This window comes from Streptomyces paromomycinus (assembly GCF_003865155.1).
Classification (GTDB): domain Bacteria; phylum Actinomycetota; class Actinomycetes; order Streptomycetales; family Streptomycetaceae; genus Streptomyces; species Streptomyces chrestomyceticus.
Genome location: NZ_BHZD01000001.1, coordinates 1,826,063 through 1,840,277, shown reverse-complemented (window position 1 = coordinate 1,840,277; position 14,215 = coordinate 1,826,063). Strand labels below are relative to the sequence as shown.

Genomic DNA, 14,215 nt, shown 5'->3' with positions numbered 1-14,215 from the left:
TGGCGCCGATGAGCTGGTCATATGTGTCTCCGAGGGCCGGTGCGAACGGGTGAGCACGTGAGGCGAGTTCCATGACCGGCAGGTGCGAGGTCTGGGTGGCTGCCGATAGCGACGGAGTATACAGCGCTGACCGCTCTGCATGTAACGCTCACGGCGGAACTGTCCGCATGAGCGATCCGCGATGGGGTTGCGCAGAGCAGTCCTGTTCCGCCGTGTAACTTTCTTGTGGCTCCGGCGAGCCAGCACTGACACTGGTGGGATGCGGACGAGGGGGCTGAAGTGATGAAGAAGACGAGCGCCACCGCCGGTGCAGGCGGCCCGGCCCCGGCATCCGGGCCGACGACGCGGCGCCGCCAGGTCGGCTTCCGCTTGCAGGCGCTGCGCAAAGCTGCAGGTCTGTCAGCGGAAGAGGCCGGTGAACTGGCCGGGATATCGAAAGCAACGGTCAGCCGCTACGAGACCGCCAAGGGCAACGTCCGGTGGAACCAGGTCGATCACCTGTGCCGGGCCTACAACGCCTCGGACGATGAGCGCGCTGCACCTGTAGAGCTGGCGAAGAACTCCAAGGTCACGGACGCTTGGTGGGTGTCGCAGGTCAGCTCCATGCCGAGCGACCTGGGGATGCTGATCGCCCTCGAAAGCGAAGCTCAGCGCATCAGCCAGTTCGCATCGAGCGTCGTCCCCGGCCTCCTGCAGACGCACGACTATGCCCGAGGGATCACCGCGACCCCAGGCTATGAAGTGGCTCCGGATGACCTCGCGGCCCTTCTGAACACCCGTATGCAGCGTCAGACGCTCCTTCGACGGGACGCCCCTCCGCGCTACCGGGTCATCCTGGACGAGTCTGTGATCCGCCGGGCGGTGGGCGGGCCGACGGTGATGGCCGCTCAACTGGACCACCTGCTGGAACGCGCGGAGGACCCCGACATCACCATCCAGGTCCTGCCCTTCGCCCGAGGCGCCTATTCGGGGGCGCTGAGCGGCTTCATCACCATCGGAGGGCCGGACCCGAACCTCGATGTCGTCTACACCGAGACCATCAGCGGATCGCTCTACCTGGAGAAACCGGAAGAGCTCACCATGTGCGCCGCGGCCTTCGAGTACCTGCTCGGCGAGGCCCTGCCCCCGAACTCCTCGGCCGAGATGATCGCCGAGGTCCGCAAGCAGCACCTGAAGAGCGAGGAATGAAGTGAACCATCAGCTTGACCAGTTCAACTGGTTCAAGAGCAGTTACAGCGGTCAGCCGAGCACCGACTGCGTAGAGGCTGCCTTCACCGACCAGGCGGTCGCCGTACGCGACTCGAAGGACCCTGACGGCCCGTTCCGCCTTTTCCCGCAGGACGCCTGGGTGTCCTTCATCGGAGGGGTCAAAGCCGGCGCGTTCGGCTCCCGCTGAGCCATACAGCTCCTCAGCGTCGCGGCCCGGTACTCGGCAGTGCCGGGCCGCGACGCTGAGGACGGACCTCGCCCGGCAGATGGAAACCGAGCACAGCGAGCCCCCTTGCCCGTCGTCGGCCACATATCTTCGCGCGAACAGGCGGGTTGGCAGGCCCCGTTGGCGGGGGGTAGGAAACACCATGCGTAGACGAAACCGTCCCCGCGCGGGCCGGGGATGCGGACAGTCTGCCGCTGGCCCCGTTGTCCGCATCAAGATGCTGAGGTGGTAGCCGTGCCACAGAAACCGAAGGCGCTGGATGACACGCAGTCCATGGCCGCTTGGTTCGGGAAAGAGCTCCGGAACTGGCGCGGGGTCCGGGGCCTGTCCTCCAACGCACTCGGCTCGAAGGTGCACCTCAGCGGGGCGTCGATCGTGAGGATCGAGAAGGCCGAGCGATCGTGTACTGCCGAAGTCGTGGCCGAGATGGACAAGGTTCTTGGTGCCGGGGGCGCCCTATGCCGACTGTGGTGCCGCGTCGAAGAGGAGATTGCCGAGCGCCGCGATGCGGACAAGTCGAAGACTGCGGCTTCCGGGTCGGCCTCTGAGATGGATGGAATGGGCATCCTTGTGGCTGACCCGCAATCCATCCCGGATGGGAGCCTGTCAGCCGTGGAGCGCCGAGCCTTCTTCGCCGTAGGCGGCTTAGCCGCCGTCAGCCCCGCCACCTTCGCTCATTTGATCTCGCAGCGCGGGACCGTCCCGCTGCCCAAAACGATCCGTCCAGAAGAGATCGCCCAGCTCTGGACCGCGTCCCACCAGCTCGCCCAGTGGGACAACCTCTACGGCGGTGCGGGGATGGTCCGCCGGGCATCTACCGGCCTCTTCGCCTGGGCCACCGAGTTGCTGAGCGTGGACTGCCCCGACGACCGGGTGAAGAAGGACCTTTTCGCGGCCGTCGGCCGGCTGGCCATCGTCATGGGTGCCTCCGCCTTCGACGCCTACGAGCACCACAACGCTCAGGGCTACCTCCGAATCGGAACCGAGTGCGCGGAGCGCGCCAACAACTGGCACCTGCGGGCTGCGGCCCTGAACTGGAGAGCGCGGCAGGCCATCTGGCTGGGCGCCCCCGACGAAGGACTCACCTACGCTGAGAGCGGGCTTCTGCGCGCTGACCGGCTGACACCCCGGGAACGAGCGATGCTCCATAACGCATCTGCGCGAGCACTGGCGAAGATGGGCCGGATAAAGGAAACACTCGCGGCGATCGGCTACTCCGATGACGCGGTCGACAAGGCCCGGCCAGGCCAGGACGCGCCCTGGATGGCGTACTACGACGAGGCCCAGCACCACGGTGACACCGGGCACGCCTTATATGACCTCACACTCATCGGCGGCCACGCGCCGCAGCGGGCGTCAGAACGCCTGCAGACCGCCATCGACAAACACACCGATGCGTACGTACGCTCCCGAGCCCTGTCCGGCGCCAAGCTCGCGTCGCTGACCATGGCCACCGGCGACCCCAGGGAAGCTGCTGCGCTGGGCATGCGGGCCCTCGATGAGGTGGGGCGGCTGAACTCCCGGCGAGCGATCGACGACATACGGGCCCTGCGACGAATCTGCGCACAGCGGAGCCGGATCTCCGAGGTGGCCGAATTGCGGGACCGAATCCGTACTACCGTCGGCACATGACGCCCACGCGCACCGCAGAGTCCTTCGCCCTCCTCGAAGAGATCACCGCGACCGCTGGCTTGCCGTCGGCGGGCGCCTCGCCCATCCGACTGGCGGAGAACGATCTGTGGCGCCTGCCAGGCCAGATCGTCGTTCGCATAGCTCGGGCAGGGCAGGACGGCGCATCCGCGCGCGAGGTTGCCGTTGCCCGCTGGCTGCTGCAGCACCGCGTTCCGGCGGTCCGCCCCATCGCGATGGACCAGCCCATCGTGGTCGGGGGGCGCTCGGCGACATTCTGGGAGGAGCTGCCGCCTCACAAGGCCGGGCGCGAGTCGGACCTCGCGCCGCTCCTCCGCCAACTGCATGAGCTGCCGAAGCCTCCGTTCGCCATCGGAGAGATGGACCCCTTCATCCGGATCCGGTACCGCCTGATCGAGGCCCGTGTGATCGCTGAAACGGACCGATCCTGGCTGCTGGGGCAGCTCGATGAGTTGGGCGAAGCCTGGTCGAACCTTCCCGAGGGACGACCCTCATGTGTGATCCATGGCGACGCTTGGGGAGGCAATTGCGCCGTGACAGCCGAGGGCGCTGTTCTGCTGGACTTCGAGCGCGCCTCCCTGGGGCGCCCCGAGTGGGACCTGACGTCAACAGCGGTGGCCGTAGACACCTTCGGCAGCCTGTCACGCGAGTCATATAAGCGCTTCTGTGACGCCTACGGGTACGACGTGATGGCTTGGCCGGGATACCCCGTCCTTCGCGCGATCCGAGAACTGCGACTTGTCACCTTTGCCCTACAAGTGGCAAACGACACATCAGAAACGGCGGAACAGGCCCAGTACCGGCTGGCCTGCATTCGAGGCACTCGTGGCCCTCGGCCGTGGGGATGGACCGCGGTGGGCTAGCGCCAGCGGCGCGGAGGCGAACAGCCGCCAAGGTCAGGTCAGCGGAGGCGGGAGTCCGGGGAGCAACCCGGGCGCGGCCGTCGAATCGCGGCTTTCGCAAGTCGACGGGTCAGCCCCGGCCCTCCTGCAACTTCACCATTTCGAAGAAGCCTCTGGCCTGCGCCATCAGCTCTTCGTATGTGCCCATCTCGGAAACCCGGCCCTGGTCGAGGACGACGATCCGGTCGGCGAGGCGGGTGTTGGCCAGCCGGTGGGTGATGAAGACTGTGGCGCGGCCGGCGGCCAGGGCCTTGAGCCGGGTGTAGATCCGGTGCTCGGCGCGGGCGTCGAGTGCGGCGGTCGGTTCGTCCAGCACCAGCACGGGAGCATCGCGGTGGAAGGCGCGGGCGACCGCGATGCGTTGCCACTGTCCGCCGGAGAGGTCGTGTCCGCCCCACCACGAGCGTGCGAGGGAGGTGTCGAGGCCGTGGGGGAGGGTGGCGAGGACGGCGTCGGCGCCGGATGCTTCGGCAGCGGTGTGCACGGCGGTGTCGCCTTCGGGGCGGGGCTGGCCGAGGGTGATGTTCTCGCGGGCGGCCAGTGGCCAGCGGGTGTAGTCCTGGGGAACCAGCGCGACTTTGGACAGCACTGCGGCCGGGTCGGCGTCGGCCAGGTCCACGCCGTCCCACCGCACCGACCCCGTCGTGGGGAGGAAGAGGCCGGTCAGGACGCGGGCGAGGGTGGTCTTGCCGGCGCCGTTCTCGCCCACCAGAGCGATCACCTCACCCCGCTTGAAATCCAGGCTGACACCGTCGAGCGCGGGCCGCTCGGCGCCCGGGTAGGTGAAGGAGACACCGGTGGCGGTGATGACCTGCGGTCCGTCCTCGGCGATCTGAGCCGGTCCGCGGCGGGCCGCCCACGGCTTAGCCACCGCCAGGAAGCGGGCCCAGTCGTCCAGGGACAGTGACGTGCGAAACAGCCGGGCCCCGGCCCGGACCGTCGTGCTCAGCGCGGCGCCGGATGTCCGTACGGCCAGGGCTGCCGTCCCGGCCGCGGCCAGCTCCATGCGGCCGGTGGCCACGAGCAGCACGAGGACGCCCCAGGTCGCGGCGGTGCCGAGGGCGGTGAGCGCATCGCCGATGCCCTGCACCATCAGGGCCTGCCGGGTCGCTGTGAGCTGTTCGGCCTCCAGGCGGCCGGAGACGATGCGGTACTGGCGGATCAGGAAGCCGGCCATGGTGCCGGCGCGGACCTCGTCGGCGGTGGTGCGCTCGGTGGTGTAGGAGCGAAAGACGCTGCGCAGCCGGGAGTCGGCGAGGTTGCGGTGGTGTGCGGCGTGCTCGATCCGCGCCCCGCGCACGGCCCCCCACGCGCAGGGGATGACCGAGGCGACCAGCAGGGGCAGTGTCACGGGGTGCAGGACGGTGACGACGGTGGCCGCGGCGGCCATCTGGGCCGCGGCGGAGGTCAGCAGCTGGGCGTCGAGGATGAGGTCGCCGGTTTTCTGCGCGCCGTCCGAGGCGGCGGCGTGGGCGTCCTCGAAGCCGGGGTCTTCGTAGGCGGCGAGCTCGGCTGCGGTGGCGGCGGTGATGACCTCAAGGTCGGCCTCGCGTACGGCCTGCGGCGCGAGCCGGGCCGCTGCCGCGCGGGCGAAAGCATCCAACAGATAGCGGCCACAGGCGGCGAGGGCGAGGACCCCCACGGCGGTCAGGTTCCCGCGCAGCCCGGCGGCGATGCCGGGGCCGGTGAAGACGGCAGCCAGCACCCGGGTGGTGGCAGCAAGAGCGGTCGCGGTCAGGGCTGCAGCACCGATCTGGCAGATGAGCAGGACCAGGACGGCGCGGCGGTCGGTACGCCAGCCCAGCCGGGCGGCCTGGGCGAGAGTGGCCGGCAGGCGCCGCGCTATCGCGAGCGTGGACAGGCTGACGCTCGCCTCGAAGTGCCGGTCGCAGGCCAGGCGCATCACGGGCGGCTGCCCCGCCGGGGCCACCGGCGGCAAGGAGGGTGCAGAAGAGCTCACGCCCCCATGAAGAAGCCGCCGCCCACTGCCGGGCAACGGGTTTGTCGCCGCGCTCTGGGTGTTGTTCCTGGTCGCCCGTCGGTGCGCCGCCAGGAGGTTCATCCGATCGGGTGAGGCCGTGGTCCGGGCGGGGAGGCGCGGGGCCGGACCACGGCGGTCCGTGACGCTCTGCTGGGGCTACGGCACGGTCAGGACCGGTGTCCAGGGCCGGTCCACGGCGTCGCCGGTGTCCCGGCCGGCGGCGCCGTCAGGCACCTGGGCCCAGGCGTGGGCGGCGTTCGGCAGGAAGCGGGCGCCCAGGACCCAGTGGGCCTGGTGCCCGGTGAGGGCGGCCGCGATGACGGTGGCGAAACTGATCTCCATGCACGCGATGCGGCCGGGCCACCACGCGGGAATCACCGACAGGACCGCCATGTGGAGGGCCTGCAGCCGGTCCAGGCGGGCGTGCGGCAGGCCCCGCAGCGCCCGGACGGCGGCGATCTTCCAGCGCAGCGGCAGCAGGCCGACCGTCAGCGAGCAGGCCAGCGCGAGCGCGGCGATCAGGCGGTCACGCCAGGGGGCGGTGGGCCGGGCGGCCGGGACCATGACCGTCACCGGCGCCACCGCCCGCGCCATGCCCGCTGGGGCCGACTGGTGTCGATGAGTACGCCGGCGGCCACCAGCTCGTCGAGGAACGCTGTGATCCGGCCGCTGACCTGCTGGGGGTCTTGCCCGGTGGGGACGGCGATCTCGTCGGCGAGTCCGGCGGTGCCACCGCGGACGGTGACGGCGCGCCAGATGCGGGAGGCGTCGGCGTCGAGCATGAGCCACCGTCCGCGGCGAACATCGAGCACGGCCGTGCCCTGAGGGCCAGTGGCATGGTGGATGTGGTCGGCCGGGGTCAGCATGCCGCCTCCAGCGGGGTGCTGTGGCCGGTCAGCCACCAGCTCGTCACCAGCAGCTGGTGCAGGTCGGCGATCGCCGTGGCGCTCTGCCCCCGGGCCGCCTGCCCGAGCGCCGTGCGGACGGCGGCGGGGGCGATGAGCCCGCTGGTCACGAGCGGGCTGGCGGACACAAGGGCATCGAGCCGGTCGTGGTGGCGGGCCAGAGCTGCGATGCGCTGGGCGGTGAACGACCCTTTCGAGCGGCGGGCGGTGAGCCAGGCCGGCAGCTGCGGCAGTGCGGCCCGCAGCAGGGGTTTGTAGGCCACCAGGCCGCGCCGGGCGAGGGCCGGTACGGCGAACGCCGCGCGGACGACCTGGTTGTCCAGGTACGGATACACCGCTCGCACGCCCAGCGCACCGCCGTAGGGCGCCCAGCCGCGGGCCGAGGCGCCGACCGACCGCAAGGCAGCCCACTGATCGAAGTCGTCCGCCCGCTGCGGCTGCCAGTCGCCGGCGGCCTGCCGCAGCTGCAGGGCGACCTGGTGACGGCCGAAGCCGGTCAGCCAGGACGCCCCGGCCCCCATCCGGCACCAGGACCAGCCGGCTGCGGCGGACCGCGGTGTGAGCGGCCCGCGCTCCAGCACCTCGGCGGCGCGTTCGAGGGAGCCGGCCCGGCCCAGGGCGGCGGCGTCCTTCAGGGCCTTCCAGTACGGGCCCGGCGCGGTGTTGCGCAGCCTGGCGTACGCCACGGCCTGGCGGTGGGCCTCCCGCCTGCGGCCGTCCTGCAGGAGGCGGACCCAGCACGAGCCGGAGGCGTCCAGCACGATGTCGCCGCCGTGCCCCGTCAGGTGCAGCGGCAGCCCGCGTACCGGGCGCAGATACGCGGCGTCCATGGCATACATCGCCGCCTCCAGCACCGGCTCGCTCCCGGTGGGCTGCCCGGCCGGGAAGGAGAACGGCAACTGCTCCCCGGTGCCGGCGGCGACGGTGTGCTGGACTTGGGTGTGCTCGGCGACGCGGGCGGCGAAGGCCATGTCCTCGCCGCTGGTGTAGCCGTCGGTGTAGGTGACCGCGTGCACGGGCCCGGCAGCGGCCGCGAGCACGACGGCCGCCGAGGAGTCCAACCCGCCGGACAGGTCCGCCCCCACCGGCCCGTCGGCGGCGCCAACCCGGTGCTGGACCGCGTCGGTGAACGCCTGCCCGAACCGCTCGGCGCCTTCGCGCAGATCCTCCACAGGCTCCACGCAGGCGATGTCGAGAAGCTGCGGCGGCGCTCCGGGCGCGAGCAGCAGCCCGAAGCCGCCGGGTACCAGCCGGATCTCCTCGTACGGGGTGCGGTGGGGCCAGTGCTGCTCGCCCGCGGCCAGCCGGGCCGCCAGGTGCGGCAGGTCCGGCACGAGCGGGCGCCCCAGCAAGTCCGCCGTGGTTGCCCATGGTGTTTCCTGCCCGCCGCGGGTGTAGTAGACGGCCCGGGTGCCGGCCAGATCTCCGCACACGAACTGCTGGCGCCCGTTGTCCGCGACCACCCAGTACGAGCCCGCCCACCGGGTCAGTTCGGCCCAGTATCCCGCCCGGACAGCCGCAAGGGCGGCGTGCAGCTCGTGGTGTGTGGCCGGGCAGTCACCCATGATCGCGAGGGCGGCCGGCCCTTCGGCTGCCGCCCGCACCACTGTGCCGGGGGCGCTGCGGACGCCGCCGAGCCCGTCGACGGCCATGCCGTTGCCGTCACTGCCGCTGGTGATCCATTCATGTTCCATCGGTCCGCCTCCCAGGTCAGATCGTCATGGGCCGGGGCCAGCCGTACGGCTGGCCCCGGGTCCTGCGACGCGCGCTGGGCGTCAGGAGGATTCGAAGTAGTTCGACTTGTCCGAGTCGTTGGCGTTCTGGCGCCCCAGGGTGAAGGTACCCACCGGGTGGGTGTCGGCCTGCGGCGCGAAGCCGCCGGTGCGCGGCGCCGCGCCGGAGGTGTCCACGACGGCGGGCGGGGGGATGACGGTGGTCTGCTCGGTCATGACCGGCTCCCTGGAGATCGGGGGATGTGAAGGGGTGCTGACTCCATGTCACCGCGATCGCATTGCGTTTCCCAGAGACGGAGTTGGGCGCTTTCTGGGAGTGGATCTGGGAGAAAGCTGGGATGTCCCTGGGACGTCAGCCGCCGAGGAGGTCGAGCACCGCCTGCCGGTAGACGGTGTAGACCGCGGGGAGCGCGGCGAGGTGCGCGCGCTCGTCGATGCCGTGCAGTCCCTCGTACGGCACCCCGAAGCCGGCCGTGACACCCGTGATGCCCTCCCCGGCGAGCAGATTGCCGATGTTCGACGGGCCCGCCGTTTTCGACCCTACCGTCAGCCCCGCACGGGCGGCGGCGCCCAGCAGGGCAGCGGCGGGCTGCTCGTCCTCACCCAGCCGGAAGGGAGGCCAGGAGGCCACCAGGGAGATCACGGTCGGGCGCGGGGCGGGCAGCTCCGCGTCGAGTTCGGCGACGGCCTTGCGCAGGAGGGTCTCGGCGTCATGGGCGTCGAAGCCGGGCGTCGTGCGCACGTCGACGTTCAGCTCACACCGGTCGGGGGTGACCGAGAAGCCCTGGCCGCCGTGGATGGAGGTCACCGACAGCTTCGGCGGCAGCGGGAACTGCGAGCCGCCGTCGACGCCCGGCAGTTCGGCGGAGTCCAGCAGGCGTACCAGGCGGGCGGCCCGGGAGACGGCGCCGACCACGGTCTTGCTGGACCCGGAGTGCCCGGACGGGGCGTGCACGGCAACCGATACCCGCCACAGGCCCCGGCCGCCGACCACGACCTCGTCCAGCCCCGGGTAGCCGATCATCACGCCGGCCGGGCGGGCCGCGGCCTCATCGGCGAGGTAGGCGCGGGCGCCGCCGAAACCGCCGGTGTGCTCGTCCACGTCCAGGAGCACAGCCAGCCCGCCGTGCAGCTCCGGCGCGCGGGGCAGCAGGTCGGCGGCGATGTGGCAGAACATGGCCGCGGCGAGCTTGGAGTCCGCCGAGCCGCGGCCGAGCAGCCACTCTCCCCGGACGTCGCCGGACGCTGGCGGGAACGACCAGGCGCTCTCGTCGCCGTACGGGGCGGTGTCCACGCACGCGTCCAGCGTCCACCACTTCCCCGGCCGGCCGCCGGGGATCTCCACCAGCAGCCCCACCAGCTCGCCCGCTTCGCCGTGCAGGCGCCGGTGCGGCAGGCTGCGGACTGCGAGCCAGTTCTCCAGCACGGTAAGGACGGGCCCGTAGTCGTCGATCCCGCCGCGACTGGGCCGACGGATCAGCTCCTGGGCGAGCTCGACCACGGACGCGGTCCGGGCCTGGGCGGCCTGCGGCAAGTTCTCGCTCACGTCATCCCCTCAACAGGTCAGTTGTGCCGTACGGGCAGCGCACGGACAGCTTCGATCGTCTCCACCGGACGCGCGGACGCGCACGCCTCCCGGCCATGGTGGACCAGCCCGACGGCCGCCTCGCGACTGAGCAAAACACCGCAGTCGAACCCCTCGGCACCGTGGAAACTCGGCAGCGGCACGACGGCCTGCGTCTCGGAGGCAACGAAGAAGCGCTCCAGCGCCTGCGCGGGCTCGACGAGCCCGATGTGCAGCGTCTTGACGCCATTGCGACGCGCGGACGGGTCACGCAACTCCAGCAGCCGCACCAGATGGTCGCCGAGTGCCCGGTGCCGCGGCGGCCCGTACAGCACCCGGTAGTGGACCAGGTCGGGGCGCTGAGCCACGGCCGTCTCGATCGCCGCCAGATACGCCTTCTCCCGGCTCCTGGATCCGGTGACGACCAAGTGCTCACGCGCCCCGGTGGCCACGTCCACCATCGCCTCGACGAGTTCCGTCCAGCGGGTGAGTACCTTGACCACCACCGTGGTGCCGGAGCTTTCCAGCACACTGGTGGCCGCCCCGTCCTGATGAGCGAACAGCACCTCCGGACGCTCGCGGTACAGCTCGCACAACGCGGCCCGATTCCGCTTGCCGGTCCGACGGCGGCCGGACTCCCACGCGCTCATCAGACTCGCGTCCGAGGCACCCCCAGTGATCGCGTTCAGGGCGTCAGCTGTCTCCTCCAGCGTCATGTTCCGTGCCACCCGAGCCCGCTTGAGTGCCGAGTCCCAACTATCGCCCACGGACATCGCTCCCTCTCCGCTGTCGGCATGTGCTCCAAGGCTTCCCCACACGAGAGACGTTCAGGTGCTCATTGCTTGCCGCTTCCGCTTCATTCCGCTTTCCAAGTGCGGACTCGCACCGAAGTGTCCTGCGGCCGACCGCGACAATCTCGCCGATGCCTTGGCCGTACCAATCTGACCTTGGCTGTCGCTTGGACGTGGCGGATAACGACGTTGGCAGCCGGTGAACTGGCACTGGGGCGGCACGAATCTGTCCGCGCGGTGTTCTCGCCAGCCAGGCTCCGGCCCAGCTCGCCCTCCGCAAGTGCGGTCGTCGCCCCCGACACTCCGCCCGGCGAGGGCCTTCAGAGGCTGGCCTGTTCACCGAGGAAGACTGCGGCCCGGCCATGCCACCCGTGCTCCCGAGGGCGGCGCGGCCCGCGTGCTTTGGCGCGTGCTTGCAGCGTCAACTTCCGTGATCACGCCGCCCCATACGAGTCGGGAGCCAGATCGTCCAACTATCCCCGGAACGCGATCACGGATGTCTAGGGTGATGTCATGTCTACGGTCCGAGAAGCGGATGGCACGGCGGCCTCGCTCCGCGCGGCCATGGTGAGCGAGCTGCACGAGATGGGCGTCCTCCAGTCCGAGGCGGTGGCGAAGGCGGTCGCGACGGTGCCCCGGCACCTGTTCGCGACGGAGGAGTCGCTGGAGTCGGCGTATGCCGCGAACAAGGCTCTCGTGATCAAACGTGACGCCGACGGCCGTGCTCTGAGTTCGCTGTCGGCCACGCATATCCAGGCGGTGATGCTGGAGCAGGCCGAGATCGAGCCGGGGATGCGCGTTCTCGAAGTAGGCTCCGGCGGCTACAACGCGGCCCTGCTCGTCGAGCTGGTCGGGGACACCGGCACGGTGGTCACCGCCGACATCGACGCGGAGATCGTGGAGCGCGCCCGCGGCTGCCTGGACGCGGCTGGCTACGACCGGGTCCAGGTCGTATTGGCCGACGCCGGCTCCGGCGTGCCCGAGCACGCGCCGTTCGACCGGATCATGGTGACTGCGGCAGCATGGGACATCCCGCCGGCGTGGCGGGACCAGATCTCCGAGCGAGGCCGGATCGTCGTTCCCTTGCGCATGCGGGGGATCACCCGGTCGGTCGCGTTCGACCGCGACGGCACCGGGCTCGTCAGCGCCAGCTACCGGCTGTGCGGTTTCGTGCCGATGCAAGGGAACGGCGCTTACGCGGAGCGGGTGCTTCCGCTCGGGGAGGGAGCCACGCTTCAGCTCGATGACCAGCGTCAGACGGTCGACGCGGAGGCTCTGGCCGCTGCCGTGCACGGGCCGCGGCTGGAGGTCTGGTCCGGTGCCGCGTTCGACCTGCCGGACGAGCTGGAGCTGTTCTTGGTGAGCAGTACGCCTCAGATGGTGATGCTGCACGGGAGCAAGCACCTGGTCGACCAGGGGGTGCTCGGGCTGTCGGTGACGCGCGGTGTCCCCGCTCTGGTGGCCGGCGGCAGCTTCGCGTACCGGACCAAGCGGCCCAACGAGGAGACCGGCGGCTTCGAGAGCGGGGTGGTCGCCCACGGACCCGAGGCGCAGATGGTCGCCGCGCGGTACGTGGAGCTGTTGCGGCGGTGGGCGTCCGAGCACCGGCGGCGCGGCGCCGCCCGCATCCGGTACGTGCCGCTGGCCGAGGGAGCGGCCGAGCCGGCCGTAGGAGTCGTGGCGAAGCGGTTCGGGGGCGTGGAGATCACCTGGTCATAGGCTCCCCGGCCCGGGCGAGCCTCGGGGCGGGGCGGTGTGCAGCACTCAACTCTGAGGAGGTTGTTGTGTCCGTGCAGTCCGAGGAAGCGGTGGCTACGAGCCCCGCCGCAGCAGAGGGCCAAGAGCGAACCGTCGAGGACTGGGACTTGGACGTCTCTCCTCGACGGCCGACAGATCACCATCCTCGCCCGTACCCAGAACGGACGACACGACGAGGCGACCACCCTGGTCACTGACAGCCGACCCGCCGAGCCCTGGGAAGACGTGGTCCAGAGCCTGCTGCGTGTCCTGTGCCGACGTGCCACAGACCCCGTACCAGCGACGCACATCGACGACATGCTCACCAAAGCGCTCGCTCTGCAACCGAAACCCGGCACCACCGTCTTCCGGACCCGGCTCGGCATCACCGCGCTGATCCTGGCAGCACCCCACCCCAGCACCCAGGTACCCCCGCTGCATGCAGACGTCCTCGCCACGGCCCACACCGACGGCTATGCGGCACGGGACGCTCTCACCCAACCACAGCTTCGATACGCGATGACAATCAGTCAGCGCCGAACCCTGACCGACCTCGTCCGCACCGCAGGACTCGACGCCGGGACCGTACCGGAACCCTTGCGAAGTGACCTGCTGCGGGCGGCGACGATGGCCCAGAACCGGCTGCGCCTCTGCCTTCAGCGCAGTGCGGTCACCTCGTTGACCACACCTTCCCCCGTGCCTCCCTGAGAATGAAACGTTGCGAGGACCCGGCAGCGAGTCGCCGTACTACGGAGCGCAGTGCCTTGAGGCCCGACGAACGTGACCTGCTGCAGACGATCACCGAATCGTCCAAGCCGGTCTTGCTGTCCGGCGGCTCGGCCCCTACCCACCGCGGCTGCGCCCGGAACTCTTGAGGGCGCCTTCGCGGTCGCCGAGAGGCCAGACGCGCTCAGCGCGAGGTATCACGCTCCACGTTGTGCAAGCTGCAGTGCGAGTGGTCCGGCCGGCAAAAGTAAGCGCCCCGCGGCATTGAGGGCGTCGTCCATCGGCCACCAGCTCAACTTGAAGTCGACTTCGGACGGTGTGAGTTCCTGGGGCCCCAGGGTGAGCTCGCGTGCTGCGAACAGGTGGACCCGGGCGGGAGAGGGCAGGGTGATGGCGTAGGAGCCGAGGGGGCGCCAGACGCGGGCGGTAACGCCGGCCTCTTCCCGTAGTTCTCGGCGGGCGCACTCCTCGGGGCTCTCGCCGTCCTCGCGGCGACCACCCGGCAGGAAGAGGTATTCACCGCCGTGCATCGGGAAGTCGGCGCAGAGCAGGGCGACATGTCCGTCCGCGTCCTGGGCGACTACTACGGACGCATCGCGGGTGGGCCCACCAGGTGTCGTCATGGCGGGAGCGTAGCGGCTCCTTACCGCGCAATTGCGGCGAATGGCACATTCATCACGGCGGGGTGGGAGATGCCGCGTCCGTGGTAGCCGTCGTCGTCGCGGGCGGTGACGTCCACGCCGAGGTCTCCGGCGCCTCCCACCCGGCGCGTGCCGCGAAACCCTCTCCAA

General features: G+C 70.6%; 14 protein-coding genes. 6 read left to right on the top strand and 8 right to left on the bottom strand.

The window, feature by feature from the left end; genetic code table 11:
* The first annotated feature begins 282 nt into the window (after positions 1-282).
* From OEIGOIKO_RS07135 to OEIGOIKO_RS07120, 4 genes are all read left to right on the top strand, one after another.
* Complete coding sequence (locus tag OEIGOIKO_RS07135) at positions 283-1,188, top strand: helix-turn-helix domain-containing protein (protein ID WP_125052945.1); 906 nt, start codon at positions 283-285, stop codon at positions 1,186-1,188.
* Between the two features lies 1 nt (position 1,189).
* Positions 1,190-1,396, top strand: a complete 207-nt coding sequence (locus OEIGOIKO_RS07130) for a DUF397 domain-containing protein (RefSeq protein WP_125052943.1) — start codon at positions 1,190-1,192, stop codon at positions 1,394-1,396.
* A gap of 273 nt (positions 1,397-1,669) precedes the next feature.
* Positions 1,670-3,067, top strand: a complete 1,398-nt coding sequence (locus tag OEIGOIKO_RS07125; protein ID WP_125052941.1) for a helix-turn-helix domain-containing protein — start codon at positions 1,670-1,672, stop codon at positions 3,065-3,067.
* Positions 3,064-3,948 carry a phosphotransferase family protein gene (locus OEIGOIKO_RS07120; RefSeq protein ID WP_125052939.1) on the top strand — a complete coding sequence of 295 codons (885 nt, stop codon included), beginning with the start codon at positions 3,064-3,066 and terminating at the stop codon, positions 3,946-3,948. Before OEIGOIKO_RS07125 ends, OEIGOIKO_RS07120 begins: the two co-directional genes overlap by 4 nt.
* Positions 3,949-4,057: 109 nt before the next feature.
* Here OEIGOIKO_RS07120 and OEIGOIKO_RS07115 read toward each other — a convergent pair whose 3' ends face one another.
* The 7 genes from OEIGOIKO_RS07115 to OEIGOIKO_RS07090 form a co-directional block, all read right to left on the bottom strand.
* Positions 4,058-5,947, bottom strand: a complete 1,890-nt coding sequence (locus tag OEIGOIKO_RS07115; RefSeq protein ID WP_246177245.1) for an ABC transporter ATP-binding protein — start codon at positions 5,945-5,947, stop codon at positions 4,058-4,060.
* A 177-nt stretch (positions 5,948-6,124) separates the two neighbouring features.
* Complete coding sequence (locus tag OEIGOIKO_RS07110; protein WP_246177958.1) at positions 6,125-6,532, bottom strand: lasso peptide biosynthesis B2 protein; 408 nt, start codon at positions 6,530-6,532, stop codon at positions 6,125-6,127.
* Positions 6,533-6,537: 5 nt separating this feature from the next.
* The gene (locus tag OEIGOIKO_RS07105; RefSeq protein ID WP_125052935.1) at positions 6,538-6,834 is read right to left on the bottom strand and encodes a PqqD family protein; all 297 of its coding nucleotides are present in this window, start codon (positions 6,832-6,834) and stop codon (positions 6,538-6,540) included.
* Positions 6,828-8,567, bottom strand: a complete 1,740-nt coding sequence (locus OEIGOIKO_RS07100; RefSeq protein WP_125052933.1) for an asparagine synthase-related protein — start codon at positions 8,565-8,567, stop codon at positions 6,828-6,830. Before OEIGOIKO_RS07100 ends, OEIGOIKO_RS07105 begins: the two co-directional genes overlap by 7 nt.
* 81 nt (positions 8,568-8,648) lie before the next feature.
* Positions 8,649-8,822, bottom strand: a complete 174-nt coding sequence (locus OEIGOIKO_RS41425; protein WP_170251593.1) for a hypothetical protein — start codon at positions 8,820-8,822, stop codon at positions 8,649-8,651.
* 136 nt (positions 8,823-8,958) lie between these two features.
* Positions 8,959-10,152, bottom strand: coding sequence for a M20 family metallopeptidase (locus tag OEIGOIKO_RS07095; RefSeq protein ID WP_125052931.1), 1,194 nt, complete (start codon positions 10,150-10,152; stop codon positions 8,959-8,961).
* Positions 10,153-10,169: 17 nt separating this feature from the next.
* Positions 10,170-10,937, bottom strand: coding sequence for a helix-turn-helix domain-containing protein (locus tag OEIGOIKO_RS07090; protein ID WP_246177244.1), 768 nt, complete (start codon positions 10,935-10,937; stop codon positions 10,170-10,172).
* A 537-nt stretch (positions 10,938-11,474) separates the two neighbouring features.
* Here OEIGOIKO_RS07090 and fxlM point away from each other — a divergent pair.
* Complete coding sequence (fxlM, locus tag OEIGOIKO_RS07085; RefSeq protein WP_125052927.1) at positions 11,475-12,680, top strand: methyltransferase, FxLD system; 1,206 nt, start codon at positions 11,475-11,477, stop codon at positions 12,678-12,680.
* A 336-nt stretch (positions 12,681-13,016) separates the two neighbouring features.
* On the top strand, positions 13,017-13,406 hold the full coding sequence (locus OEIGOIKO_RS07080; protein WP_125052925.1) for a hypothetical protein: 390 nt from the start codon (positions 13,017-13,019) through the stop codon (positions 13,404-13,406).
* Positions 13,407-13,621: 215 nt separating this feature from the next.
* Here the strand turns inward: OEIGOIKO_RS07080 and OEIGOIKO_RS07075 are convergent, their stop codons facing one another.
* Positions 13,622-14,047 (bottom strand): NUDIX hydrolase, encoded by a 426-nt coding sequence (locus OEIGOIKO_RS07075; protein ID WP_125052923.1) that lies wholly within the window; start codon positions 14,045-14,047, stop codon positions 13,622-13,624.
* Between the last annotated feature and the right edge of the window lie 168 nt (positions 14,048-14,215).